At 73.1% G+C, this 24,961-nt stretch carries 16 protein-coding genes and 1 pseudogene; 12 read left to right on the top strand and 5 right to left on the bottom strand.

Annotated features, from left to right (window positions below):
* The 4 genes from ABZ749_RS05190 to ABZ749_RS05175 all read left to right on the top strand — a co-directional run.
* A partial coding sequence (locus tag ABZ749_RS05190) for a non-ribosomal peptide synthetase (protein WP_357222890.1) occupies positions 1-1,843 on the top strand: 1,843 nt, incomplete at its 5' end.
* Entirely contained in the window at positions 1,843-9,012 is a 7,170-nt protein-coding gene (locus ABZ749_RS05185; RefSeq protein WP_357222888.1) for an amino acid adenylation domain-containing protein, read from the top strand. The genes ABZ749_RS05190 and ABZ749_RS05185, both read left to right, overlap by 1 nt.
* 12 nt (positions 9,013-9,024) lie before the next feature.
* Positions 9,025-9,801 carry an alpha/beta fold hydrolase gene (locus ABZ749_RS05180; protein WP_357222885.1) on the top strand — a complete coding sequence of 259 codons (777 nt, stop codon included), beginning with the start codon at positions 9,025-9,027 and terminating at the stop codon, positions 9,799-9,801.
* Between the two features lie 306 nt (positions 9,802-10,107).
* On the top strand, positions 10,108-11,400 hold the full coding sequence (locus tag ABZ749_RS05175) for a multidrug effflux MFS transporter (RefSeq protein ID WP_357222882.1): 1,293 nt from the start codon (positions 10,108-10,110) through the stop codon (positions 11,398-11,400).
* A gap of 47 nt (positions 11,401-11,447) precedes the next feature.
* Here ABZ749_RS05175 and ABZ749_RS05170 read toward each other — a convergent pair whose 3' ends face one another.
* Entirely contained in the window at positions 11,448-12,119 is a 672-nt protein-coding gene (locus tag ABZ749_RS05170) for a hypothetical protein (protein WP_357222879.1), read from the bottom strand.
* 23 nt (positions 12,120-12,142) lie between these two features.
* Between ABZ749_RS05170 and ABZ749_RS05165 the strand changes: the two genes are divergently transcribed.
* Complete coding sequence (locus tag ABZ749_RS05165; RefSeq protein WP_203125586.1) at positions 12,143-12,661, top strand: hotdog domain-containing protein; 519 nt, start codon at positions 12,143-12,145, stop codon at positions 12,659-12,661.
* 143 nt (positions 12,662-12,804) lie between these two features.
* A complete protein-coding gene (locus ABZ749_RS05160; RefSeq protein WP_357222876.1) occupies positions 12,805-14,802 on the top strand; it encodes an acetoacetate--CoA ligase in 1,998 nt (665 codons plus the stop codon).
* Positions 14,803-14,896: 94 nt separating this feature from the next.
* Here ABZ749_RS05160 and ABZ749_RS05155 read toward each other — a convergent pair whose 3' ends face one another.
* A complete protein-coding gene (locus tag ABZ749_RS05155) occupies positions 14,897-15,586 on the bottom strand; it encodes a TIGR03089 family protein (protein WP_357222873.1) in 690 nt (229 codons plus the stop codon).
* Between the two features lie 154 nt (positions 15,587-15,740).
* On the opposite strand from ABZ749_RS05155, the gene ABZ749_RS05150 reads away from it, so the two are divergent.
* Together ABZ749_RS05150 and ABZ749_RS05145 are read left to right on the top strand one after the other, a co-directional pair.
* Complete coding sequence (locus ABZ749_RS05150) at positions 15,741-16,886, top strand: glycosyltransferase family 1 protein (RefSeq protein WP_357222870.1); 1,146 nt, start codon at positions 15,741-15,743, stop codon at positions 16,884-16,886.
* 63 nt (positions 16,887-16,949) lie between these two features.
* Complete coding sequence (locus ABZ749_RS05145) at positions 16,950-18,041, top strand: sugar phosphate nucleotidyltransferase (protein ID WP_357222867.1); 1,092 nt, start codon at positions 16,950-16,952, stop codon at positions 18,039-18,041.
* On the opposite strand, the gene ABZ749_RS05140 is transcribed toward ABZ749_RS05145, so the two are convergent.
* Positions 18,010-18,612, bottom strand: coding sequence for an NUDIX hydrolase (locus ABZ749_RS05140; RefSeq protein WP_357222893.1), 603 nt, complete (start codon positions 18,610-18,612; stop codon positions 18,010-18,012). The genes ABZ749_RS05145 and ABZ749_RS05140 overlap by 32 nt on opposite strands.
* Positions 18,613-18,666: 54 nt before the next feature.
* Here ABZ749_RS05140 and ABZ749_RS05135 point away from each other — a divergent pair, with 54 nt between their 5' ends.
* Entirely contained in the window at positions 18,667-19,713 is a 1,047-nt protein-coding gene (locus ABZ749_RS05135) for a hypothetical protein (protein WP_357222865.1), read from the top strand.
* Positions 19,714-19,993: 280 nt separating this feature from the next.
* A complete protein-coding gene (locus tag ABZ749_RS05130; RefSeq protein ID WP_357203625.1) occupies positions 19,994-20,986 on the top strand; it encodes a winged helix-turn-helix domain-containing protein in 993 nt (330 codons plus the stop codon).
* A gap of 21 nt (positions 20,987-21,007) precedes the next feature.
* On the opposite strand, the gene ABZ749_RS05125 is transcribed toward ABZ749_RS05130, so the two are convergent.
* The gene (locus ABZ749_RS05125) at positions 21,008-22,093 is read right to left on the bottom strand and encodes a coenzyme F420-0:L-glutamate ligase (protein WP_357203628.1); all 1,086 of its coding nucleotides are present in this window, start codon (positions 22,091-22,093) and stop codon (positions 21,008-21,010) included.
* Positions 22,090-23,037, bottom strand: coding sequence for a 2-phospho-L-lactate transferase (gene cofD / locus ABZ749_RS05120; RefSeq protein ID WP_357222862.1), 948 nt, complete (start codon positions 23,035-23,037; stop codon positions 22,090-22,092). The genes ABZ749_RS05125 and cofD overlap by 4 nt, the downstream gene beginning before the upstream one ends.
* A gap of 97 nt (positions 23,038-23,134) precedes the next feature.
* Between cofD and ABZ749_RS05115 the strand changes: the two genes are divergently transcribed.
* Positions 23,135-24,184 carry a hypothetical protein gene (locus ABZ749_RS05115; protein ID WP_357222859.1) on the top strand — a complete coding sequence of 350 codons (1,050 nt, stop codon included), beginning with the start codon at positions 23,135-23,137 and terminating at the stop codon, positions 24,182-24,184.
* 279 nt (positions 24,185-24,463) lie between these two features.
* Positions 24,464-24,961, top strand: a pseudogene (locus ABZ749_RS05110) (hypothetical protein); the annotation flags it as partial.

Below are 24,961 nucleotides of genomic sequence, written 5' to 3'. Positions count from 1 at the left end.
CGCTCGCCGTGAGCACCGACCAGCCGGCCGGCAGGAGCAGCGCCCGGCGCTGGTGCAGGGCGACCGGCAGGTCAGCCACGCGGAGCTGGACGGCCGTGCCGCCGCGGTGCACGCCCACCTGACCGCCCGGGGCGTACGCCCCGGTGACACCGTCGCCGTCCTGCTGGAGCGCAGCCCCGACTGGCCGGCGGCGTTGCTCGGCGTCCTGCGCGCCGGGGCCGCGTACGTGCCACTGGACCCGGCGATCCCGCCGAGACGGTTGGCGCACGTCCTCGCCGACTCGTCGGCGGTGCTGCTGCTCGGCTCCCGCGAGACCGGCCCGCCCGCCGTCGACCTGCCGTTCGTCGCGATCGAGGACGCGGTGCTCGCCGCCCCGGCCGCCGCCGGCCCGCCGGTGCACCCGTCGGCGCCGGCGTACGTGCTCTACACCTCGGGCACCACCGGGCAACCCAAGGGTGTCCGCGTCAGCCACGCCAACCTGGTGCACACCCTGGAGGCGGTGGCCGGGCACTACGCGCTCACCCACGCCGACCGGGTGCTCCAGTTCGCCGCGCTCGGCTTCGACGTGGCCGTCGAGGAGCTGTTCGGGACGCTGATCCGGGGCGGGGCCGTGGTGTTGCCGCCGGCCGGGCCGGTGCCCGGTCTCGACGAGTTGACCGCGCTGGCCCGCCGGGAGCGACTCACAGTGCTCAACCTGCCGGCGTCGTACTGGCACGAGTGGGTGGCGGTGCTGGACCGTCACCCGCCCGCCTCCTGTCCGGAGCTGCGGCTCGTCGTGGTCGGCAGCGAGCGGGTCGACGCGGGACGGCTCGCCCAGTGGCGCGCCGCCGCGCCGGAGGTGCGCTGGCTCAACGCGTACGGCCCGACCGAGGCCACCATCACCGCCACAGTGCACGAGCCCGGAGGCGACCGGGAGCCGGTCACCGGCAGCGTCCCGGTGGGACTGCCGCTGCCGGGGGTGCGGGCGTACGTCCTCGATCGTGGACTGCGGCCGGTGCCGCGCGGGGTCCCGGGGGACCTGTGGCTCGGCGGACCGGGGGTGGCGCAGGGCTACGTCGGGGATCCGGCCCGCACCGCCGTCAGCTTCCTGCCCGACCCGTGGGGCCGGCCCGGCGACCGCATGTACGGCACCCGGGACCGGGTCCGCCTCGGTGTCGCCGGGGTGCTCGAGTTCCTCGGCCGGGAGGACGACCAGGTCAAGGTGCGCGGCTTCCGGATCGAGCTGGGCGAGATCGAGGCGGCGCTCGGCGCCCACCCCGCGGTCGGGGAGGCGGCGGCGGTGCTGCGCGAGGACGTGCCGGGCCGACCCACGCTGGTCGGTTACGTGACGCCCGGCGACGTGGACGTGGCGCTGCTGCGCGCGCACCTGGCCGACCGGCTGCCCGGGTACATGGTGCCGGCCACGATCGTCACGCTGGACCGGCTGCCCCGCAGCGAGCGCGGCAAGGTCGACCGGGCCGCCCTCGCGCCGCCCGCCGCCCCCACCCCTGCCGGGGTGGGTGTGCCCGGCAGCGAGTTGGAGCGCGCGGTGGCGGCGATCTGGCGCGACGTGCTGGTGGTCGACGAGGTGGGCGTCGACGACAACTTCTTCGACATCGGTGGGCACTCGCTGCTCGTGATGCGGGTGCAGACGCACCTGTCCGAGCGGCTGGGACGCACGGTGCCGGTGGTGGAGCTGTTCCGCCACCCCACAGTGCGGGCACTCGCCCGGCACCTGGCGTCCGGGGACCGGACGCCGGCGATGTCCGCCGCGCACCACCGCGCCGAGACACGCGCCGCCATCCAACGGGCGCGCACACCGCGACGTCGGCCGGGCCGGCATCACGACAGGGGGGACGCATGATGACCGAGGAACGTACGCTGCCCGACACCGCCATCGCCGTCGTCGGAATGGCGCTCCGGGTTCCCGGGGCCGCCACTCTCGATGCCTTCTGGAGCAACCTGCGCGACGGGGTGGAATCGCTCACCACCCTCGACGACGCCGACCTGATCGCCGACGGCGTCGCACCCGAGGAGTTCAACCACCCCGACTACGTCCGTGCCCTCGGCGTCCTCGACGACCCGGCCGGCTTCGACGCCCGCTTCTTCGGGTTCTCGGCCCGTGAGGCGCAGCTGCTCGACCCGCAGCACCGGATCTTCCTGGAGTGCGCCTGGGAGGCGTTGGAGCACGCCGGTCACCCGTTCGACTCCACGACACCGGTGACAGGTGTCTACGCCGGGGTGGGGGAGAGCTCGTACCTGCTGCACAATCTGCTGCCCAACGCGGACCTGGTGGCCCGGGTCGGGGCGTTCCAGACCTCCATCGGCAACGACAAGGACTTCCTGCCGACCCGGGTGTCCTACAAGGTCAACCTGCGGGGCCCCAGCATCAGCGTGCAGACCGGCTGCTCCACCTCCCTGGTCGCCGTGCACATGGCCGCGCAGGCGCTGCTGGCCGGTGAGTGCGACGTCGCGCTGGCCGGCGGCGCGACGGTCATCGCCCGCCGCCGTGGCTACCGGCACACCCAGGGCGGCATCCTCTCCGCCGACGGCCACTGCCGGGCTTTCGACGCCGAGGCGACCGGCGCGGTGGCCGGCAGTGGCGCCGGCGTCGTCGTGCTCAAGCGGCTCGCCGACGCGATGACGGACGGCGACCTGGTGCACGCCGTGATCCGAGGCTCGGCAGTGAACAACGACGGCGACCGCAAGGTCGGCTTCACCGCCCCGAGCGTGGACGGGCAGGCCGACGTCATCGCCGAGGCGCTCGCCGTCGCCGGGGTCGACCCCGGCACGATCGGTTACGTCGAGGCGCACGGCACCGGCACCCCGCTCGGTGACCCGATCGAGGTGGCCGCGTTGACGAGCGCCTTCGGTGACCTGCCGCCGGGCCGCGTCGGGCTCGGCTCGGTCAAGACGAACGTCGGGCACCTCGACACCGCCGCCGGGGTCGTCGGTCTGATCAAGACGGTGCTGGCGCTGCGGGCCGGCGAGATCCCACCGTCGTTGCACTTCCGCACCGCCAATCCCGAGCTGGGTCTTGACGCGAGTCCCTTCCACGTCGTCGCGGCCCGCACCCCGTGGCCCGACGGGGTGCGCCGTGCCGGGGTCAGCTCGTTCGGCATCGGCGGCACCAACGCGCACGTCGTCGTGGAGGAGGCCCCGACCCGCGTGGCGGGCCAGGAGAGCCGCCGGCGGCACGTGCTGCCCCTGTCCGCCGCCACACCCACCGCCCTCGACACGGCTGCCGAGCGGCTCGCCGCGCACCTGAGCGCCCACCCGGACACGCCGCTGGCCGAGGTGGCGTACACCCTGCAACGCGGCCGGCGGACCCTGCCGTACCGCCGGGCGGTCGTCGGGGGCAGCTCCGCCGAGGTGGTCGAGGTGTTGCGACGACCGGCGACCCGGCCGGCCGAGACCGCGACCGACCGCGCGGTGCTGTTCACCTTCCCCGGTCAGGGCGCGCAGCGCACCGGCATGGCGCACGCCCTCTACGTCGCTGAGCCGGTGTTCCGCTCCGAGGTGGACCGGGCCGCGGACCTGCTGACGCCGTTGCTCGACACGGACATCCGGGACCTGCTGTTCCCCGCCGACGACCAGCGGGAGAGCGCTGCGGAACAGCTCCAGCGGACCCGGTACGCGCAGCCGGCGCTGTTCGTCGTCGAGTACGCGCTGGCGAAGCTCTGGGCGCACTGGGGCGTACGACCGGCGGGGCTGCTCGGGCACAGTGTGGGTGAGCTGGTGGCCGCCTGCCTGGCCGGGGTGTTCGCGTTGCCCGACGCGGTGCGCCTGGTCGCGGCACGCGGTCGGCTCATGCAGGCGGCGGAGCCGGGCGTGATGCTCGCGGTGCCGCTGGCCGAGGCCGAGCTGCTGCCGCTGCTCGACGATGTGCTGGACCTCGCCGCCGTCAACGGCCCCCGGCAGTGCACCGTCTCCGGGCCGCCCGAGGCCGTGGCGGCTCTTGAGGCCCGGCTGCGCGAGCGCGGGGTGGCCTCGACCCGGCTGGCCACCTCGCACGCGTTCCACTCCCGGGCGATGGCCGCTGCCGCGTCGGCGTTCGAGGCGGAGGTGGCCCAGGTGCCGCGCGCGGCGCCGGAGATCCCCTTCGTGTCGAACGTGACGGGTACCTGGATCACCGCCGAGTCGGCCACCAGCCCCGCGTACTGGTCCCGGCAACTGCGGTCGACCGTCCGCTTCGGCGACGGCCTGGCGGCGCTGCGCGACGCCGACGTCGACGCCGTGGTGCTGGAGGTCGGCCCCGGGCGAGCGTTGACCCGCCTCGCCGGTGGGTCGGCCGCCCGCGCGGTGGCGTCGCTGCCGTCGGCCGGTCGGGACGCCGACGCCGAGACGGAGCTCCTCGCCGCCGCCGGTGCGCTGTGGCGGATGGGCGTCGCCATCGGGTGGGAGGCGCTGCACGGTGACGTGCCGCCCCGGCGGACGGTCCTGCCGGCCTACCCGTTCGAGCGGGAACGCTGCTGGGTCGATCCTCCCCGCGACGCGGTGACGAGCCGGGCGGGTGCCGACGGGCTCGTCGTGCGCGGCTACCGCCGGGCCGGCGGTGCCGGGCCGGCGACCATCTGGACCGGTGCCTGGCTGGCCGTCGACGCCGGTCTGCCGGACGGCGTCGTCGACGAGCTACGCACGGCGGGGGCCCGGGTGGTCGCCGCTGACCTCGATCCGGCCACCGGCGCGCTCCGCACGTCGCTGTCGCCGCAGGAGCGGGTCAGCGGGGTGCTGCTGGCGGTTCCACAGGGCGACCCGGCACTTACGCTCGCGGCCCTGGGCGACGCGCTCAGCAGGCGCGGCGACGCGTACGCCCGGGTGGTCGTCGTCACCGACGGCGCGCTCGACGTGACCGGCACCGAGACGCTGGTGCCGCCGCGCGGCGTGCTCGCCGGTTGGGCGACCAGCGGAGCCCCCCTCACCCGGACGCTGCTCGACGTGCTCCCGGCCACGACGCCGGTGGCCGCCCGCCGCCTCGCCGCCTCGGTGGTTCGAGAGGTCAGGTGCGCGGACCCCGAGCCGGTGGTGGCCCTGCGTGGCGGGCACCGCTTCCTGCCGCACGTCACCGCGGCTCCGGCTGCCGCCCCCGAGCGGCACACCGGTGCCCGATACCAGCTCGCCGGCGACACGGTGGTCGGTGCCGCGTTCCGGCGGGCCCTCACCACCGCCGGAGCGAGCGTCGACGACCCGGGGGGTGCCGGTCAGCCCGGTCCGGTGACCGTGCTGGTGCCGGTGGACGCCCGCACGTCCGCCGACGAGGCCCTGGCCACGCTGGCCGCGGCGGGCGTCGGCGCGCGGGAGCCGGTCACCGCCGTCGAGGTGCACCTGCTCGGCGGTACGCCGGACAACCCGCTCGCCGGCCACCTCGTCGCGCAGGCGGCGGCGCTCGGCCGGGAGTCCGACGCGGAGTGGGTGACCTATGGGTGGCCGGTGGCGGACCTGTCGGCCGTCGAACGGACAGCCGCCCGGGTGGTGGGCGCGGCGACCTCCACCGGGTATGTGGTGGTCACCGTGCTCGACGAGACCGAGGGCGGCGCGGCGGAGGACCCCGTCGAGGTCCACGCGGTCGAGGACCCCACCGAGCGTGAGGTGGCGGCGATCTTCGCCGACCTGCTCGGCGAACGGGACGTCGCGCCCACCGTCGGCTTCTTCGAGCTGGGTGGGCACTCCCTGCTCGCCGCTCAGCTCGTCGCCCAGGTGGGCCGGGTGTGCGGGGCGGACGTCCCGCTGCGCGCCTTCGTCGCCGACCCGACGGTCCGTGGCCTCGCCGCCGCGGTACGCGCGGCCCGCGCCGAGGCCGGTGTCAGCGGCCCCGAGTCGTTGCCGGCCGTCGTGCCGGACCCGGCGTCGGCGCACCTGCCGTTCCCGCTGACCGATGTGCAGCAGGCGTACTGGATCGGCCGCACCGGCGTGTTCGAGCTGGGCAACGTCGGCATGCACGGCTACGAGGAGTTCGACGTCCCCGAGCTGGACGTGTCGCGGTTGCAGCGGGCCCTGCGCCGGCTGATCCGGCGACACGGGTCGCTGCGTACCGTCGTGCTTCCGCACGGCGAGCAGCAGGTCCTCGACGAGGTACCGGACTACGTCGTCGTCACCGAGGACATGCGGGGTCGCCCGGCCGCCGAGGTGGACGCGAGCTTCGAGCGGACCCGCGCCGCCATGTCGCACCAGGTGTTCGTGCCGGACCGGTGGCCGCTGTTCGAACTGCGCGCCACACTGCTCGACGAGGGTCGGGGGCGGGTGCACTACAGCATCGACGGCCTGATCACCGACGCCTGGGCGTCGAGCATCGTGATGCGTGAGTTGACCCTGCTCTACCACGAGCCGGACGCGACAGTGCCCGAGCTGGAGTTGAGCTTCCGCGACTACGTGCTCGCCGCGCGGGCCGCGGAGTCGACCGAGCGGTACCAGCGCGCCGCCGCGTACTGGCAGGAGCGGGTGCCGACACTGGCCCTCGCCCCGGAGTTGCCGCTGGCGGCCGACCCGCACACCATCGCCGCGCCCCGCTTCGCCCGGCTCACCGGGCAGGTGCCGGCCGACGAGTGGGACGTCGTCAAGGCCGCCGCGTCCCGGCGCGGCCTCACTCCGACCGCGCTGCTGCTGGCCGCGTACGGCGAGGTGGTCGCCACCTGGTCGAAGAACCAGCGGTTCAGCCTCAACCTGCCGATGGCGCACCGGTTGCCGCTGCACCCACAGGTCGACGCGATCCTGGGTGACTTCACCTCGGTGACGCTGTTGGAGATCGACGCGGGCGGTGCGGCGTCGTTCGAGACCCGCGCCCGGACGATCCGGGACCAACTCCTCGCCGACCTCGACCACGGACTGTTCAGCGGTGTGCGGGTCGCGCGGGAGTTGAAGCGGGTACGCGGTGACGCCGCCGCCGTCATGCCCGTCGTGTTCACCAGCCTGTTCCAGGGCATCGGCGGGCACCCGCAGATCGGCGAGGTGGTCTACTCCATCTCGCAGACACCCCAGATCTGGATCGACACCCAGGTGTACGAGATGGACGGTGCCCTGGTGCTGGACATCGACGCCGTCGAGGGTCTCTTCCCCGAGGGCATGGTCGCCGCCATGCACGCGGCGACGCTGTCGGTGCTGCACTGGCTCGCCGCCGACGAGGCGCACTGGGCCGACCCGGTGCCGTCGCTGGTGCCCCGCGCGGAGCTGGCCGCCCAGGCGGCGTACAACCGCACCGAGGCGCCGTTGCCGGTGGGCCTGCTGCACGAGCCGTTCTTCGCCACCGCCGCCCGGGTGCCCGAGCGCCCGGCCGTGATCACGCCCACCCGGACGCTCACCTACGGCGAGCTGGCGGACCGGGCCCGCACGATCGCCGCCCACCTCGTCGGTCTGCGGGTACGCCCCGACGACCTCGTCGCGGTGGTGATGGACAAGGGCTGGGAGCAGTGCGCCGCCATCCTCGGTGTGCTCGCCGCCGGGGCCGCGTACCTGCCGATCGACCCGGACCTGCCGGACGAGCGGGTGCGTTTCCTGCTGACGCACGGCCGGGTGCGTGTGGTGCTGACCCAGGGGCGCCTGGCGGGCCCCGGGGAGCACCGGTTCGGCGACGTCGAGGTGTTGCGGGTGGACGAGCTGCGGGTCCTCCCGGCGGGCGCGTTGCCGGCGATCGACACCACGCCCCACAACCTCGCGTACGTCATCTTCACCTCCGGGTCCACCGGCCTGCCCAAGGGCGTGATGATCGAACACGAGGGTGCGTTGAACACCGTCGTCGACATCAACGAGCGCTTCCGGGTGGGCGAGGACGATCGGGTCCTGGCGCTGTCGTCGCTGAGCTTCGACCTGTCCGTGTACGACGTCTTCGGTCCGCTCGCCGTCGGCGGCGCGGTGGTGCTCCCGGAGGCGGCGGCACACCGGGATCCGGCCGCGTGGCTCGACCTGCTCACCAAGGCCAACGTGACGATCTGGAACTCGGTGCCGGCCCTCATGGAGCTGTTCGTCGAGCACCTCACGGTCCGGGAGGCCACCGGCGGCCTGCGACTGGTCATGCTCAGCGGTGACTGGATCCCGGTCGCCCTGCCGGACCGGATCCGGCAGACGCTCGACGGGCCCGAGGTGGTCAGCCTCGGTGGCGCGACGGAGGCGTCGATCTGGTCCATCCTCTACCCGATCGGGGTGGTCCCGGCGGAGTGGACGAGCATCCCGTACGGCCGGCCCATGGTGAACCAGACCTTCCACGTCCTCGACGACGCGTTGCGACCCCGACCCACCGGGGTTCCCGGTCACCTGCACATCGGTGGTGTCGGCCTGGCCCGCGGCTACCTGCACGACGAGGCGCGGACGGCGGCGAGCTTCGTCGTGGACCCGGCCACCGGACGCCGTCTGTACCGCACCGGTGACCTCGGCCGGTTCCTGCCGAGCGGGGAGATCGAGTTCCTGGGCCGGGAGGACTTCCAGGTCAAGGTGCAGGGTTACCGCATCGAGCTGGGCGAGATCGAGACCGCCCTCGCCCAGCACCCCGAGGTGCGCGGCGCGGTGGTGGTGGCGCAGGGCGAGCCGCGGGGCGCGAAGCGTCTCGTCGCCTTCGTCGTCCCCCGGGTCGCCGGTGCCGTGCCGACGGACGTGCGCGAGTTCCTCGCGGGCAAGCTGCCGGGGTACATGGTGCCGGCGGCGTTCCACGAGATCGACGAGCTGCCGCTCACCGCCAACGGAAAGGTCGACAGGCGACCGCTGGTGGAGTTGGCGGACGCGGTCGAGGCGGACGACGTGCCGTACGTGGCACCCCGCTCCACCCTGGAGGAGACCATCGCCGAGGTCTGGGCCGGCATCCTGCGGGTCGACCGGATCGGCGTGCACGACAACTTCTTCGCCCTCGGCGGTGACTCGTTGCTGGCGATGCGGGCCGTGGTGCACCTGCGCAAGGCGTTCGACGTGCAGGTGCCGATCCGGGTGCTGTTCGACAGTCCCACCCTGGAGGCCGCCGCGTTCGCCGTCGAGGACCACCTGCTCAGTGAGCTGGAGGAGATGTCCGACGAGGAGGCCAGTGCCCTGCTGGCCGACGAGCCGACGTACTAGGAGAGCCGTTCCGTGAACCGCCTCACCACCCACGCGCCCGCCCGCGCCCAGGGCTGGCTGGCCGCCGGGCCGCGCCGCCGCGTCACCCCCGCCGTCCGACTGATCTGCCTGCCGTACGCCGGTGGTGGGTCCTCGGCGTACCACGGGTGGCAGGAGCTGCTCGGCGACGACGTCGAGGTCTGCCCGGTCGAGCTGCCCGGGCGGCAGTCCCGCTGGCGTGAGCCGGCGTACACCGGGGTGCGGCAGCTGGTGGAGGCCCTCGCCCCGGCGCTGGCCCCCGAGCTGGGGGTGCCCTACGCCCTGTTCGGGCACAGTATGGGGGCGTTGGTCTCGTTCGAGCTGGCCCGCGAACTGCGTCGCCGCGCGGTGCCGCCGCCCCGCGTCCTCTTCGCCGCCGGTGCCCTCGCGCCGGGGCTGCGGCGTACCTCGCCGAACATTCACGACCAACCGGACGCGGTGGTCGTCGAACGGCTGCGTGAGCTGGGCGGTCTGGACGAGGAGATCCTGGCCGAACCCGAACTGCTCGACCTGCTGCTGCCCGCCATCCGCGCCGACTTCGCGGTCTGCGAGACCTACGAGTACCGGCCGGAGCCGCCGCTGAGCTGCCCGATCGTCGCCTTCGCGGGGGACCGGGACCGGGAGGTGCCGCCGGATCGGGTCGCGCCGTGGGGGGAGCACACGTCGGCCGGGTCCACCCTGCACGTGCTGCCGGGCGGGCACTTCTTCCCGATGACGGCCCGGGACGCACTGCTGGGCACCGTCCGGGCCACCCTCGCGGCGGGAAGTTAGACGGAGGGCGGGCCGGTCACCCGGCCCGCCCCGAGCCGGCATGGTCCGGCAGGCGAGTCGCGCGGCGGACGGGGTGGGGTGACTCCCCACACACCGGGAACGTCACACACCGCCGGGGTGTTGCCGACCGAGAGAATCACCCTCGGATCATCGCGCCACCCGGCCACCCCCGCCACGACCCCTGCCTCGTCACATCCACGCTGCCCACCGCCGGGCACCCCACACTGGGACGCCGCGTCCGCGCGGCGCCGGTGACGCCCGCGCCGCCGCTCGTGACGACGCACCAGCTTCCGCAGAGAGATCGAGATGATGAAGCAGTTGGTGGACAAGACCGGACACGAATCAGCCGTCGCGCAAGAGGTGCTGCCCGGCGACCTGATGACCAACCGTCAGCGGGCGCAGCTCGTCCTGGTGCTGGGCGCCCTGATCGCGATCGGGCCGCTGACCATCGACATGTACCTGCCCGCGCTACCCGCCATCACGGCGGGCCTGCAGACCACCGAGACCGCTGTGCAATTGACGCTGACCGGCACGCTTGTCGGTCTCGCGTTGGGCCAGTTGCTGATCGGGCCGCTCTCCGATGTGGTCGGGCGACGGGTGCCGCTGCTGGCCGGTCTGGCCGTGCACATCGTGGCATCCGTGCTGTGCGTCTTCGCACCCGACATCGAGGTCCTCGGCGGGCTGCGCGTACTCCAGGGGCTCGGCGTCGCCGCCGCCACAGTGGTCGCGACGGCAGTGGTCCGCGACCTGTTCAGCGGTGCCTCCTTCGCCCGGATCTTCTCCCGGCTGATGCTCGTCATGGGCCTGGCGCCCATCCTCGCGCCGACGCTCGGCAGCGGCCTGCTGAGCTGGACCGACTGGCGGGGCGTCTTCGCGGCGCTGGCGGTGCTGGGCGCGCTGCTGATCGTCGTGGCCGCGTTCCGGCTCCCGGAGACCCTTCCGGTGGCGCGTCGGCGGCACGGCGGGGTGAGCGCCACCCTCCGCGACTATCGAGGGCTGCTCAACGACCGGGCGTTCGTCGGCCTGGTGCTGGTCGCCGGGCTGGCGATGGCCGCCCTGTTCGCGTACGTCTCGGGTTCGTCGTTCGTGCTCCAGCAGGAGTACGGCCTCGACGAGCAGCAGTTCGGCATCGCCTTCGGGGCCGGCGCGGTGGGCCTGATCGGGGCCACCCAGTTCAACGTGCGGCTGCTGCGCCGCTACACCCCGCAGCAGATCCTGGTGAGCGCCCTGATCGCCGGAACGGCAGCCGGACTGCTGCTGGTCATGTTCGCGGCGACCGGCATCGGTGGCCTGGGCACCCTGCTCGCGTCACTGTGGCTGGTCCTGGCCGCCGCCGGTCTCGCCCTGCCGAACGCGCCGGCGCTGGCCATGAGCCGGCACAGCGAGGCCGCCGGCACCGCCGCAGCGCTGCTCGGCGCGGTGCAGTTCGGCATCGGTGCGTTGTCGGCGCCACTGGCCGGTCTGTTCGGCGCCGGGAGCGTACCGATGGCGATAGTCATCGCGGGCGGCATGGCCGCCGCGCTGATCGTCATGCTCCTCGTCGTGCCCCGCGCCGGCCTCGGCACAGTCGACCCGGACCTGGCGATCGCGCTGCACTAGCCCGCAAGAGACGGAGGGCGGGCCGGTCACCCGGCCCGCCCCGGCGATCAGCGGATCTCGGTGGTGTCCTCGGGGCGCGGTTGGCCGCGCGGTGGGGCGGACCAGGGTGATTCGCCACCCACCCGGCGGGGCAGCGGCTCGGTCGATGTCGAGTCGGCCGGGTAACCCAGAGTGAGGGGCGCGGTGTCGCGCTCCGTGGGCGCGGGAGGCGTCCAGTCGGTCAACGTGAAGTTGTCGTCGCGGGGGCCTCCGTCCGACCCCGGGGTGGGTGCCGCGGTCGGTTCGGTCGCCGGGCTCGGCCACTGCCGCCAACGCTGTTGACTGAAGGTCGCCATCAGCAGCAGCAGGCCGAGCAGGAAGAGCGTGCCGTTCTCCACGGGCAGTCGCAGCGGCAGAGGATCGCCGAACACCTTCCACTCGTGCGGAATGGCGTCCCGCACCGAGAAGGGCGCCACGAACATCCCGATGTACGGGGTGACCAGCAGCGCACCGGCCACCAACGGGCCCAGCGGCGAGAAGCGCAGCGTGCCGAGCAGGCCCAGCAGGACACCGCCGACACCGAGGTACACGGCCGGCTCGATCAGGTTGGCGGTGTTGAACGTGCCGATCTCCACCCAGCGGTCGACCGTCCGGCTCGACCCGTCCTGCCCCAGTGTGACCAGCACCCAGGTGATGGGCGCCACCACCAGCCCGGCGAGGAAGCTCCAGAGATGTCGCATCCGCGCACCGTACCGTTTTCGACATGACTGAGCACCTCTCCGCCCCTCCAACCGGCAAGCCGACGTCGTACTCGCGCGTCACTCTCAGCAAGATCATGACCGCGGTGGACGTCAACCTGTACGGCACCGTGCACGGCGGGGTCCTGATGAAGTTCGTCGACGACGTGGCCGGGGCGGCTGCCGCCCGACACAGCGGAGGGACCGCGGTGACCGCGGCGATCGACGAGATCGTCTTCTCCGAGGCGGTCCGGGTCGGCGACCTGGTGCACGCGCACGCCCAGGTGAACTGGACCGGCCAGACCTCGATGGAGGTGGGCGTGCGGGTGGTCGCCGAACGGTGGGACTCGGCCGAGGACGCGCCGGTCCGGGTCGCCACCGCGTACCTGGTGTTCGTCGGCGTGGACGTGGGTGGGGCGCCGCGGGCGGTCCGCCCGGTGCTGCCCGAGACGGCGGAGGACGAGCGCCGGTACAAGGAGGCGGAGATCCGCCGAGCGCACCGGCTGGCCCGCCGCCGTGCCATCCAGGCCCACCGCGCCGGCTGACCCACATGAGGTGGCGGGTTGCAGTGTGGGACGGGCACGCGTCGGTTGGCCTACCCGGTGCGCAGAATGGCGCTTCGAGGTAGGGCAAGATGGCGCCACGGCCCAGTCACAGTGTCGTGTCGGGCCAGGGGGAGGGTGGAGCAGTGGGTGACATGCTGTGGACGCCGCCGGCGGACGTACGCGAGCGGTCCCGGATCGGTGCCTACCTGCGCTGGCTGCGGGAGCACCGCGGGTTGGACTTCGCCGACTACGACGCGCTGTGGCGTTGGTCCACCACCGATCTGGACGGGTTCTGGCGCTCGATCTGGGACCACTTCGAGGTGATCGCGCACACACCGCCGAGCGCCACCCTCGCCGAGCGGGGGATGCCCGGCGCCCGTTGGTTCCCCGACGCCACTCTCAACTACGCGGAGAACGTGCTGCGGATGCCGGGGCGGGCCGACGACGACCCGGTGGTGATCGCGCACGGGCAGACCCGCCCGCCGGTCACGCTCACCGCTGGGGAGCTGCGCGAGCAGGTCCGCCGGGTGTCGGCCGGGCTGCGCCGGCTCGGAGTCACCGCCGGTGACCGGGTGGCGGCGTACGCCCCGAACATCGCCGAGACGTACGTCCTGCTGCTGTCCACCGCCAGCCTGGGCGCGATCTTCTCGTCCTGCGCGCCCGAGTTCGGCACCCGTAGCGTCACCGACCGTTGGCAGCAGATCGAACCGACGGTGCTGGTCGCCGTGGACGGCTACCGGTACGGCGACAAGCCGGTGGACCGGCGTGCCGAGGTCGCCGCGATCCGGGCCGCCCTGCCGTCGCTGCGCCACACCGTCAGCATCGGCTACCTCGACCCGACGGGCCCCGCACCCGAGGGCGCGCTGGGCTGGGCCGAACTGGCCGCACCCACCGACGAGCCGTTGACGTTCACGCCGGTGCCGTTCGACCACCCGCTCTACGTGCTGTACTCCTCGGGCACCACCGGCCTGCCGAAGCCGATCGTGCACGGCCACGGTGGCATCCTGCTGGAGCACCTGAAGATGCTCGCCCTGCACCACGATCTGGGCCCGGCCGACCGGTTCTTCTGGTTCACCACCACCGGTTGGATGATGTGGAACTTCCTGGTCTCCGGCCCGGCGGTGGGGGCGGCCATCGTGCTCTTCGACGGCAACCCGGGGGTGCGGGCGGAGCCCGGCCGGCCGGCCGAGCCTGACCTGGGCGGGTTGTGGCGGCTGGCGGCGGAGACCGGGACGACGTACTTCGGCACCTCCGCGCCGTACCTGCTGGCCTGCCGTAAGGCCGGGTTGGTCCCCCGGGAGGTCGCCGATCTGTCGGCGCTGCGAGGCGTGGGTTCCACCGGTGCGCCGCTGCCCGCCGAGGGCTTCCGCTGGGTGTACGAGACCGTCGGCGACCACGTCCAACTCCAGTCGCTCTCCGGTGGCACCGACGTGTGCACCGGCTTCGTCGGTGGGGTGCCGCTGCTGCCGGTGTACGCCGGTGAGATCGCCTGCCGGGCGTTGGGCGCCAAGGTGGAGGCCCGTTCCGCCGACGGCACACCGGTCATCGGCGAACTCGGCGAGCTGGTGATCACCGAACCGATGCCGAGCATGCCGGTGGGCTTCTGGAACGACAGGGACGGCACCCGTTACGCGGAGGCGTACTTCGACGTCTACCCGGGCGTCTGGCGACACGGTGACTGGATCACCATCAACGAGCGGGGCGGCTGCGTGATCACCGGCCGCTCCGACGCCACCCTCAACCGTGGTGGGGTGCGTCTCGGCACCGCCGAGTTCTACTCGGTCGTGGAAGGGCTCGACGAGGTCCTCGACTCGGTCGTCGTGCACCTGGAGGACGACGAGGGCGGCGCCGGTGAGCTGCTGCTCTTCGTGGTGCTGGCCGAGGGTCTGGAGCTGGACGACCCGATGCGCGCGAAGATCTGCCGTGAACTGCGCACGGCGCTCTCACCCCGGCACGTGCCCGACGAGATCCACCAGGTGCGTTCGGTGCCCCGCACCCTCTCGGCGAAGAAGCTGGAGGTGCCGGTCAAGAAGATCCTCACCGGCACCCCGGTCGACCAGGCCGCCGCGAAGGGCGCCCTCGCCAACCCCGAGTCCCTGACCGCCTTCGCGGCCCTCGCCCAGTCCCGCGCGACGTCCTGACCCTTCCCCCGATCTTGCAGTTTCTGTCCCGACCCAAGGGGCATCCCACCTGTTTCGACAACCGAAACTGCAAGATCGGCGGGGCGGGGTGTGGTCAGGAGAGGGAGTGCGTGACTTTTTCCGCGGTCAGCCGGGCGGGTAGGCGGGCGGGGTCCTGGTTGGCGCAGAGGACCACTGTGGCGGCCCGGGTCAGCGGGGCCAGCAGCCAGTCGACCGGGTCGGGGTGCCGGGCGGCGTCGATGAGGACCCGGGCGCCGGGGAGGATGCCCAACTCGGTGGCGCGGGCCTCGGCACGGCTCAGCAGGTGCGCGTCGGTGGGGCCAGGGCCGGACTGCGGCGTGAAGTGGTCACCGTGTCCGCGTACCTCGACGACGTAGTCGACGAATCCCGGCGGCACCTGCCGAAGCGGGGCGGCGAGCGGGGCCAACCCGAGGGCGTACCGCTCGTCGGCGGACCAGGACTGCGCCTCGTCGAACCTGTCGGCGGCGGCGAAGAGCACCCCCACCTCGCCCGGCGTGTCGACGACGCTGAGCTTGGCCGACCAGCAGGCCAGCAGCACCGCCGCGGTCTGCCAGTGTGGCGGCAGCACCACGCCGGCCGGGGTGCCCGGCGCGAGGCCGACCTCGTCGACGAGGAGGTTGGCGGTCTTCGCCACCCAGTTCGCCAACGTGACGCCGGAGAGTTCGGTGCGGTCGCCGGTGGCGTCGTCGTACCAGGTGAGCAGCGGTCGGGTCGGGTCGGACGCGATCGCGTCGGCGAACACCCGGGCAATGTTGTCGGCCATCGGCGCGAACGATACGCCCCTGCGGGCCGTACTCGATGACGATGACAAGTCGGCGTACCGTCGGGTCGCAGTCAGCGTCGGCCCCGCGCCCCGGCGTAGGCTTTACCCCCGGAGTGTTGTTCCCCACAGTCTCGCCAGTACAAGGAGTCGCCCCGTGACCGCCGGTCGCCCGCCCCGCGTGCTCATCGACGCCACGAGTGTCCCCACCGACCGTGGTGGTGTCGGTCGATACGTCGACGGTCTGCTCGGCGCCCTCGGCAAGGTGTGCGGGTCGGGGGTGGAGCTGGCGGTGGTCAGTCTCCGCACCGATCTTGAGCGGTACACCCGCATGCTGCCCGGCGCGGAGATCATCCCGGCTCCGGCCGCCGTGGCGCACCGCCCGGCCCGGCTCGCCTGGGAGCAGACCGGCCTGCCGCTGCTCGCCCAGCAGGTCGGCGCGGAGGTGTTGCACTCGCCCTTCTACACCTGCCCGCTGCGGGCCGGATGTCCGGTCACGGTCACCGTGCACGATGCGACGTTCTTCACCGAGCCGGAGCATTACGACAAGTCGCGCCGCACGTTCTTCCGCAGCGCCATCAAGACCTCGTTGCGCCGCGCCAACCGGGTGATCGTGCCCAGCAAGGCCACCCGGGACGAGCTGATCCGGTTGCTCGACGCCGACCCGACGCGGATCGACGTCGCCTACCACGGCGTCGACCAGGCTGCCTTCCACGCTCCCACCGAGGAGGAGAAGGCTCGGGTGCGAGCGCGTCTGGGGCTGGGCAACAGCAGCTACGTCGCCTTCCTCGGTGCCAAGGAACCTCGGAAGAACGTGCCCAACCTGATCCGTGGGTGGGCGCGGGCGGTGGCCGACCGGGTCGACCCGCCGGCCCTGGTGATCGCCGGTGGGCAGGGGCACGACGAGGACATCGACCGGGCGGTGGCCGAGGTGCCGTCGCACCTGCGTCTGCTGCGCCCCGGCTACCTTCGCTACGGCGACCTGCCAGGTTTCCTCGGCGGTGCGCTGGTCGCCGCGTACCCGTCCTACGGCGAGGGGTTCGGGCTGCCGATCCTGGAGGCGATGGCGTGCGCCGCCCCGGTGCTGACCACCCCCCGGCTCTCGCTGCCCGAGGTGGGCGGCGACGCGGTCGCGTACACCTCGGAGGACCCGGAGCAGATCGGCATCGACCTGGCCGCCCTGCTCGACGACGAGCAGCGACGGTTGTCGCTGGCGAAGGCGGGGTTCGACCGGGCCAAGGAGTTCACCTGGGAGTCCAGCGCCGAGGTGCACATCTCCGCGTGGAGTCGCGCCCGCTCCTGACCCTCCGCACCACTGCGGGTGACCCGTGCCACTTTGGGCAGGTACGTCGGGCATGATGTGCGGATGCTTTATGCGGTCATTCCGGCAGGTGGCAGTGGCACGAGGTTGTGGCCGCTGTCCCGCGCCGGCCATCCCAAGTTCCTCCACCCGCTGACCGGCACCAGCGCCTCGTTGCTCCAGGCGACGGTCGAACGGCTCGCGCCGCTGACCACACCGGATCGGATCCTCGTGGTCACCGGTGCCGCGCACGTCACGGCGGTGGCACGGCAGCTCGCCGTGCTGCCGGAGGAGAACATCCTGGTCGAGCCCTCCCCCCGGGATTCCTGCGCGGCGATCGCGTTGGCCGCCGCGGTCATCGCGGCACGTGACCCGAACGCGGTGATGGGCAGCTTCGCGGCCGACCACCTGATCCGCGACCCGGACAGCTGGGTCTGCACCGTCCAGGAGGCGGTCCACGGGGCCCAGCAGGGCATGCTGATGACCGTCGGGATCACTCCGACCCGCGCGGAGACCGGCTACGGCTACCTGGAGACCGGCGATCCGACCGAGGGTGTGCCGTGGCGGCCGGTGACCGAGTTCAAGGAGAAGCCGGCCGCCGAGGTGGCCGAGGCGTACGTCCGTTCGGGCCGGTACCTGTGGAACGCGAGCATGTTCGTGTGGCGGGTGGACGTCTTCCTCGCCGAGCTGGCCCGCCAGCAGCCGGCGCTGCACGCCGGCGTCGCCGCGATCGCCGCCGCCTGGGGCACCCCGGAGCAGGACGACGTCCTGGGCGCGATCTGGCCGACCCTGCCGAAGATCTCCGTCGACTACGCGGTGATGGAGGGCGCGGCCACGGCGGGTCGGGTCGCGACGGTGCCGGGCGACTTCGGTTGGAACGACGTCGGTGACTTCCACACCCTCGGCGACGTGCTGTCGGCCGACGACGCGGGCAACGTGGTGCTCGGCTCGGAGGCCAAGCCGGGCGTGCTGCTGCGGGACAGCAGCAACCTCGTGGTCGTCCCGCAGTCGGGTCGGTTGGTGGCCGTGCTCGGTCTGCGCGACCTGATCGTGGTGGACACCCCGGACGCGGTGCTGGTCTGCCCACGCGACCGGGCGCAGGACGTCAAGAGCCTCGTCGACGAGCTCAAGGGGCGAGGCGAAGAGGGCTACGTCTGAGGGCGGCGAGGGCCGGTGCGACCAGTTGTGCGGTCCCGCCGGCCAGTGGCTCGGGCAGCTGGTCCGGTGGGAACCAGCCCAGCTCCTCGGCCTCGTCGCTGACCTGCTCCACGGCCGAGGGCGGGGCGATCACCGCGAACCGGACGTCGTAGTGCGCCGAGCCGCCCTGACACTGCACCTGGTGCACGTCCACGTCGATCGGCACCGGGTCGATGCGCAGGCCGGCGATCCCGGACTCCTCGGTGGCCTCGCGGAGCGCCGCGCCGACCAGGGTCTGGTCGGTCGGCTCGCAGTGCCCGCCGAGCTGCACCCAACGCCCGAACTTGCCGTGCAGGCAGAGCAGTACCCGGGAGCCGGTGGCGTCCAGCACCAACGCGCTGGCGGTGACGTGCCCCGGGCGGTGCTGCCGGCTCATCGCGACCGGGCCGGCGGCGAGCAGCGCCAGGGTCCGGTCCCGCGCGCTGGCCGCGTCCGGGCTGGTGGGCTGCCAGCCCTCCAGCAACGCGGTGGCGTCGGCGTGCAGCGCCTGGTACGTCTCGGGGTCGGTCGGCTGGGCGGTCGGGCCGGTCATCACGGTGTCGGGCACCCCGCCACTGTACGAGCGTGTGCTCCGTACGCTGGCTCGGTGACCCTGCGACTCGTCGAATTCGTGGTGGCCGGTAACGAGGCCAGTGATCTGTTGCCGGTGCGGTCGGCGGCGCTGCTGCGCGCGTACGGTGCCCGGCGGGGCTTCTGGACGGTGCTGGACGAGGGGCCGGTGGAGCGCTGCCTGGCGCTGCTGCTGGAGCGCGACGACGGGGAGTGGACGGCCCTGCACGTGCCGGCGGATGCCGGTGTGGAGAACGGGCGGACCGAGGACGGTGAGGCGCTCGCCCACCACGACGGCTGGGTGTACGTGTTCGGCTCCCACTTCGGCTCGAAGGCTGGCCCGCTGCGACCTCGGCGCGCCTTCGTGGCCCGGTTCCGCGAGGACGACGCGGCAGCCGGGCCGGTGCCGGTGCACGTGGTACGCAACTCGTTTCGCCTGCACCGGGCGGTGAACGACGCCCTCGCCGCGGCGCCGCTGACCCTCCTGCCGGCGGGGGAGCGGGTGCGGGAGCGGTTCATCGTGGAGACGCTGGCTCGGGGGACCGTCCGGGAGAAGAGCTGGGTGAGCCGGTTGGCCCCGGACGACCTGCCGTTGAACGTGGAGGCTGCGGCGTTCACCCCGGCCGCGACGGTGCTGCTCGGGCTGCGTTTTCCGGTCACCGTCGCCGGTGAGCCGATCCTGGTCGAGGTGGCCGGTGTGCCGGGCATGTTCACGGCCGAGCGGGCCTGGCCGCGGGCGTTGGGCGCGTACGTGTTGACCGGAGTCACCGCGCCGGGGCAGCTGACCGGCTTCCGCGCGATCACCCCGACGGCGGACGGCGGGTACGCGGCCGTGATCGGCTCGATCGACGCGCTGGGCAAGGGATCGGTCCTGCTCGACGACCATCCGGGTGGGGGTGAGGTCACCTCCCGGCACGTCCGCTTCCGGCTCACCGGTGGCGAGGCCGGCGACGGGCGGCGGCTCGTCGGGGAGCAGGTGGCGGACCTGGCCCCGTTTCACCACGTCGAGGGCGTGGCGGAGCTGGACGGACGGTCGTTCTACGTCACGGACGAGGACCATCGGGTCGCGCTCTGGGTCGGCTGAGCCGGCACCGGGGGGCGGATGACCGGACGGCACCTCCGCGGAGCAAGGGCCGCAGACCCTCGTGGTGCCGTCCGATCACCGGGGCCTCCCCGGTCCCGGTGCCCCCGGCAGCACGGGCGTCAAGGACGCACGGCGCCGTGTTCGGGCATGGGAAGCATGCCTAACCGGCCCCGGAGGCGTCGAGGTTTTTCAGTCCAGGCTTAAAGATGGAGATTACTGCCGGCCAGGTAGAGTCGAACGGTCATCCGGCATCCCCCTGTCGGCGACACAGGAGCGCTCCATGCTGAAGATCCACTTTTCTGGGGAGGACATCCTCCGGACCCGGGTGGCGCCGGCGGCGGACCCGGTCTGGGAGCTGGTCCTCAGCCTGCACGTGCTGCGCGGCCGCACCCGCGATCCGCTGACCGCCAACTGGCGGCGCAGCGTGGCCCGGGATCTACGCCAGAACTCCGCCTCCGAGCAACTCCGCCTGCTCTTCGCGTTGAACCCGCCGCGTGGCTACTTCCCCGACTTCCTCACCCCGTACGCCAGCGTCGAGGGCTTCGAGGCCGGGCTGGACGCGCTCCGCCGGACCCCCGCCGAGTTGCTGCACCGGGACCTGAGCGTGCTGGCCGCCGAGAATCAGCTGCCCTCCTCCGCGGCAGCGCTCGCTCGCGGTGAGGTGTCCGCGCTGCACCACCTCGCCGAGTCGATGGAGCAGTACCGGTCGCTGGCGATCAGCCCGTACTGGGGCCGGATCCAGGCCGCGGTCGCGGCGGACCGCACGCGGCGGGCGCGGGCGCTGCTCGACGGCGGCGTCGAGGGCCTGCTCGCCAGCCTCCGGCCGGCCATGCGCTGGGAGAGCGGGGTTCTGGAGGTCCACAGCTACCCGCACAGCAGGGAGCTGCACCTGGACGGCCGTGGGCTGCTGCTGGTGCCGTCGTTCTTCTGCGCTGCGACCCCTGTCGCACTGCTCGACCCGGCGCTGCCACCGGTGCTGGTCTACCCGGTGGACCGGCTGGGCGCGCTGGTCTCCGCCGACGCCGACGCCGCGTCCGGTGCTGCGCGCGAATCACTCGCCGCGCTGCTGGGCCGCACCCGGGCGGCGGTGTTGCAGGCCAGCGACGAGGGCTGCACCACCGGGGAGGTCGCCCGCCAGCTCAACATCTCACCGGCGGCGGCGAGCCAGCACGCCACAGTCCTGCGCAACGCTGGTCTGCTGGTCAGCCACCGCGAACGCAACAGCGTGCTGCACACGTTGACCCCGCTGGGCCGGGCCATGCTGGACGCGTGACCCGGCCGTTCGCACCAGCTTCTACAGGGCGAGCGCGGCGCTCGCGGGGCTTCCGGGCGGCGGCGGCAACAGTGTCGACCCGACACCCTGGGCGGCCAGGGCGACGCGCAGCCGGTGCAGGTCGGCGCCGAAACGGACCAGACCGAACGGCTCGACGGGCGTCGGGGCCGAGCCGAGCACCAGGTCGGCGCCGTCCGGCCACCCGGGCATCTCGGCGACCAGACCGGCGCGTACCTCGGCCTCGTCGACCAGTGTGAAGACCGTGCCGGGGGCGACCACCCCGGCGACCGCGTCGATCGCCCGTCGCACCGCGGTCAGGTCCGCCGGTGTCGGGCCCGGACCGTCGGTCAGGGTGGCGGCGTCGGAGAGCCCGGCGGCGCGGGCTTCGGCGGTACCGAGCGAGAACAGGTCCTGCGCCGCGTCGCGGATCAGCGCCCGCGCGCCACCGGCGTCGTCCGGGTTGCTGGCCGGCAGATAGCCCCGCACCACAGCGACGGGGACCTGATCGCACTTGCCCTTGATCAGTTCGCCGGCACCCGCCAGCTCGTCCACCACGGCCATCTGGGTCAACTGCAACTCGTTGCCGTACGGGTCGACCTCGCCCCGGTGGTCCCGGATCGCCGTCATGCCGGCCACCCCGAGCGCCACGTCGGTGAGCCCGTTGCGCCAGGGCCGGCCCATCGTGTCGCTGATGATCACGGCCAGGTCCAGGTCGTAGCGCTCCCGAAGCGCGTCCCGAAGAGCCCGCGCCGAGGCGTCCGGGTCGACCGGCAGCAGCACCAGTTGGGTCTTGTCCACGTTCGACGCGTCGATCCCGGCCGAGGCCATGACGAAGCCGTGGTGGGTCTGCACGATCCGGGTCGCCCCCCGACTGGCCACCACCCGGGCGGTCTCACCGGCCAGGACGTCGTCCCGGGCGGCCAGCCGTTCCGGCCCGTCCGCCGGCACGTCGACGAGCCGCCCCTCCGCCTTGGAAACGATCTTGCTGGTCACCACCAGTACGTCGCCGTTGCGCAGCCACGGCGCGGCAGTCGCGATCACCGCGGCCAGATCGTCACCCTCGGTCACGTGACCGATGCCGAGCACCGGCAGAATCTCCAGCCTCACGTCAACTCCACCGCGGCACGGACCATGGCCGCCGTCGCCGCCTCGTCGGTCATCCGCAGCGGCACCGCGCGGACCGTCACCTCGGGCACCACGGTGCCCGCATCCTCCTCAGCCACCAGCCAACCGTCGAGCAGACCGCCGCTCGCCCGGCCGCCGTAGAGCCGACCCACCCCCGCCGCGCTGCACTCCGCGCCGAGCACGGCCAGGCAACGGTCGGCCATCCCCCGCACCGGCGCGCCGCCGATGATCGGGGAGACACCCACCACCGGCGCCGGGCCGTCCGCCACCGCCGCACGCAGCCCCGGTACGGCCAGCACCGGCGCGATGCTCACCACCGGGTTGCTCGGCGCGATCAGCACCAGGTCGGCCGAGGCGATCGCGTCCAGCACCCCCGGTGCCGGCTTCGCCGTCTCCGCGCCCACGAACACGAAACGGTGCGTGAGGATGTCGGCCCGGTACCGCACCCACCACTCCTGAAAGTGGATCGCCCGCTGACCCTGGTCGTCCTCCACCACGGCATGGGTCTCCAGGCGGTCGTCCGTCGCCGGCAACAGGCGTACGCCCGGCTCCCAGCGACTGGCCAGCGCCTCGGTGACCGCGCTCAACGGATAACCGCCGTTGAGCATGGTGCTGCGGACCAGGTGGGTGGCGATGTCCTTGTCGCCGAGGCCGAACCAGGTCGGCTCCGCCCCGTACGCGGCCAACTCCTGTTTGACCGTCCAGCTCTCACCGACCCGACCCCAACCCCGTTCCGGGTCGGCGCCCCCGCCGAGGGTGTACATGACGCTGTCCAGGTCGGGGCAGATCTTCAACCCGTGTAACCACAGGTCGTCGCCGACGTTGACAACGGCGGTCACCTCAGCGCCGACGTCACGGGCGTACGCCCGGACGCCGAGCAGGAACCGGGCGCCGCCGATGCCGCCGGCCAGAACCACGATGCGCATGTCGACCATCCTCGCGCACGTGACGCCTCCGATCGGTGGGTGGCCCGGGAGACTAGGCTCACGGTCACCTGTCCGTTGATGCCCCGAGGGGGAGCTCGTGACCAGCCCCGCCGAGCCCGCGTCCGCCGACGCGACGCAGGCCCGCCAGCTGACCAAGCCACTACGGGAGCTCGCCGCGCTCGCGCTGCTCGGCGCCAACGCCGTGTTCCTCTTCGTGGGCCTGCTCCGGCTCATCGCCCCGAACGACTACAGCTCCTTCACCGACCGCGCGGGTAGCGCCTTCTACGCGTTCGTCGGGGTGGAGGCGGTGGGCCTCCCGCTGCTGGCGGTGCTGCTGGCCACGCACATCTCGCCCGTGTTGGCGAAGGCGAAGCTGATCACGCAGGCAGCTCTCGTCGAGTACGCGGTCAGCGCACTGTTCGGCACGCTGACCATGCTGATCTGGACGGTGGGCCGGCTGGCCGAGGCCGAGGTGCTCGACGCGCTACTCGGTGTGCTCACCCGGTTCGCCTGGATGGTGATCTTCGCGATCGCCGCCTGGGTGGTCTACACCATCTGGCGCGCCCACTACTACGTGCCGCGAGCCAAGCCGCAGCCAGGCGTCTACGGCCAGCCCCAGCCGGGCTGGCCGCAGCAGCAGGGCGGTTGGCCGACCCCGGGTCAGCCCGGCAGTCAGCCGCAGGGTGGCTGGCCCGCTCCCGGCCAGCCCGGCGGCGGCTACCCGCAGGCTGGCCAGCCGGGTGGTGGCTACCCGCAAGCTGGTCAGCCGGGTGGTTACCCGCAGGCCGGCCAGTACGGCCAGCAGTCGCCACCGTTCCAGGCCCCGCAGTCGGCCCCACCGTTCCCGCAGTCCGCGCCGCCGCACCCGCAGCCGGGCCCGCCGCACCCGCAGTCCGCGCCACCGTTCCCGCAGTCGGCCCCGCCGTTCCCGGCGCCGCAGTCCGCGCCTCAGGCGAATCCCGCCCCCCAGTCAGCGCCGCCGTCCCCGGCCGCGCCGCCGTTCGGGCAGCCGCCGTCGGCCGACCCCACTCAGGCGATCCCGCGCCAGTCCGCCGACCCGACCGAGGTCATCTCCCACCCCACCGACCCGGACAACGACCGCACCCGACACATCAAGCCCAACGACCACCCCGACCAGCCCCGCTGACCCGAAGACCGCGCCGATCTTGCACTTCCGGTAGTCGAAACGAGCGAGATGTCCCCTAAGTCGGGACACAAACTGCAAGATCGCGAGGCTCCGGCACCACAACTCCGTCGATCATGGAGTTGTGGTGCCGGATTCGCGCTTTTACGAGACGCTTTGTCACCCACCACAACTCCTTGATCGACGGGACGCACCGCGCGGGAGGCTGCGACCGGGCACGGCGCGGCGCGGGGCGTGGTGGGGACTGGTTGGGTGGCGTCGGGCTGAGCATAGGGTGAGTGGATGGTTGATCGCACCCACTCCGGCCCGAGCGATGCGAGCGTGCGGCGGGCCCTGGGCCGGGCCGCGAACGGGCGTGCGCTGGATCTCGACGAGGCGACCGCGCTGCTGTCCGCTCGTGGCGACGCGTTCGACGAGCTGCTCCGGCTCGCCGGGGGAGTCCGCGACGCCGGGCTGCGGGACGCCGGGCGGCCGGGGGTGGTCACGTACTCGAAGAAGGTTTTCATCCCGCTGACGCGGCTCTGCCGGGACCGGTGCCACTACTGCACCTTCGCGACCGTGCCGCACCGGTTGCCGGCGCCGTTCCTGGACCGCGACGAGGTCCTCGCGATCGCCCGGGAGGGTGCCGCGCAGGGCTGCAAGGAGGCCCTGTTCACCCTGGGTGACCGGCCGGAGGAACGGTGGCCGGCAGCCCTGCCGGGGTGTCATCCGAGCCTCCACGGGTGGCAAGGGCCTGCTCAAACAGGTCGGTGGACAGGTTGGGAACTGCGCCGTAGTTGC

Source organism: Micromonospora sp. NPDC047753 (assembly GCF_040642735.1).
Classification (GTDB): Bacteria; Actinomycetota; Actinomycetes; order Mycobacteriales; family Micromonosporaceae; genus Micromonospora.
This window is presented reverse-complemented; position numbering and strand designations above follow the sequence as displayed.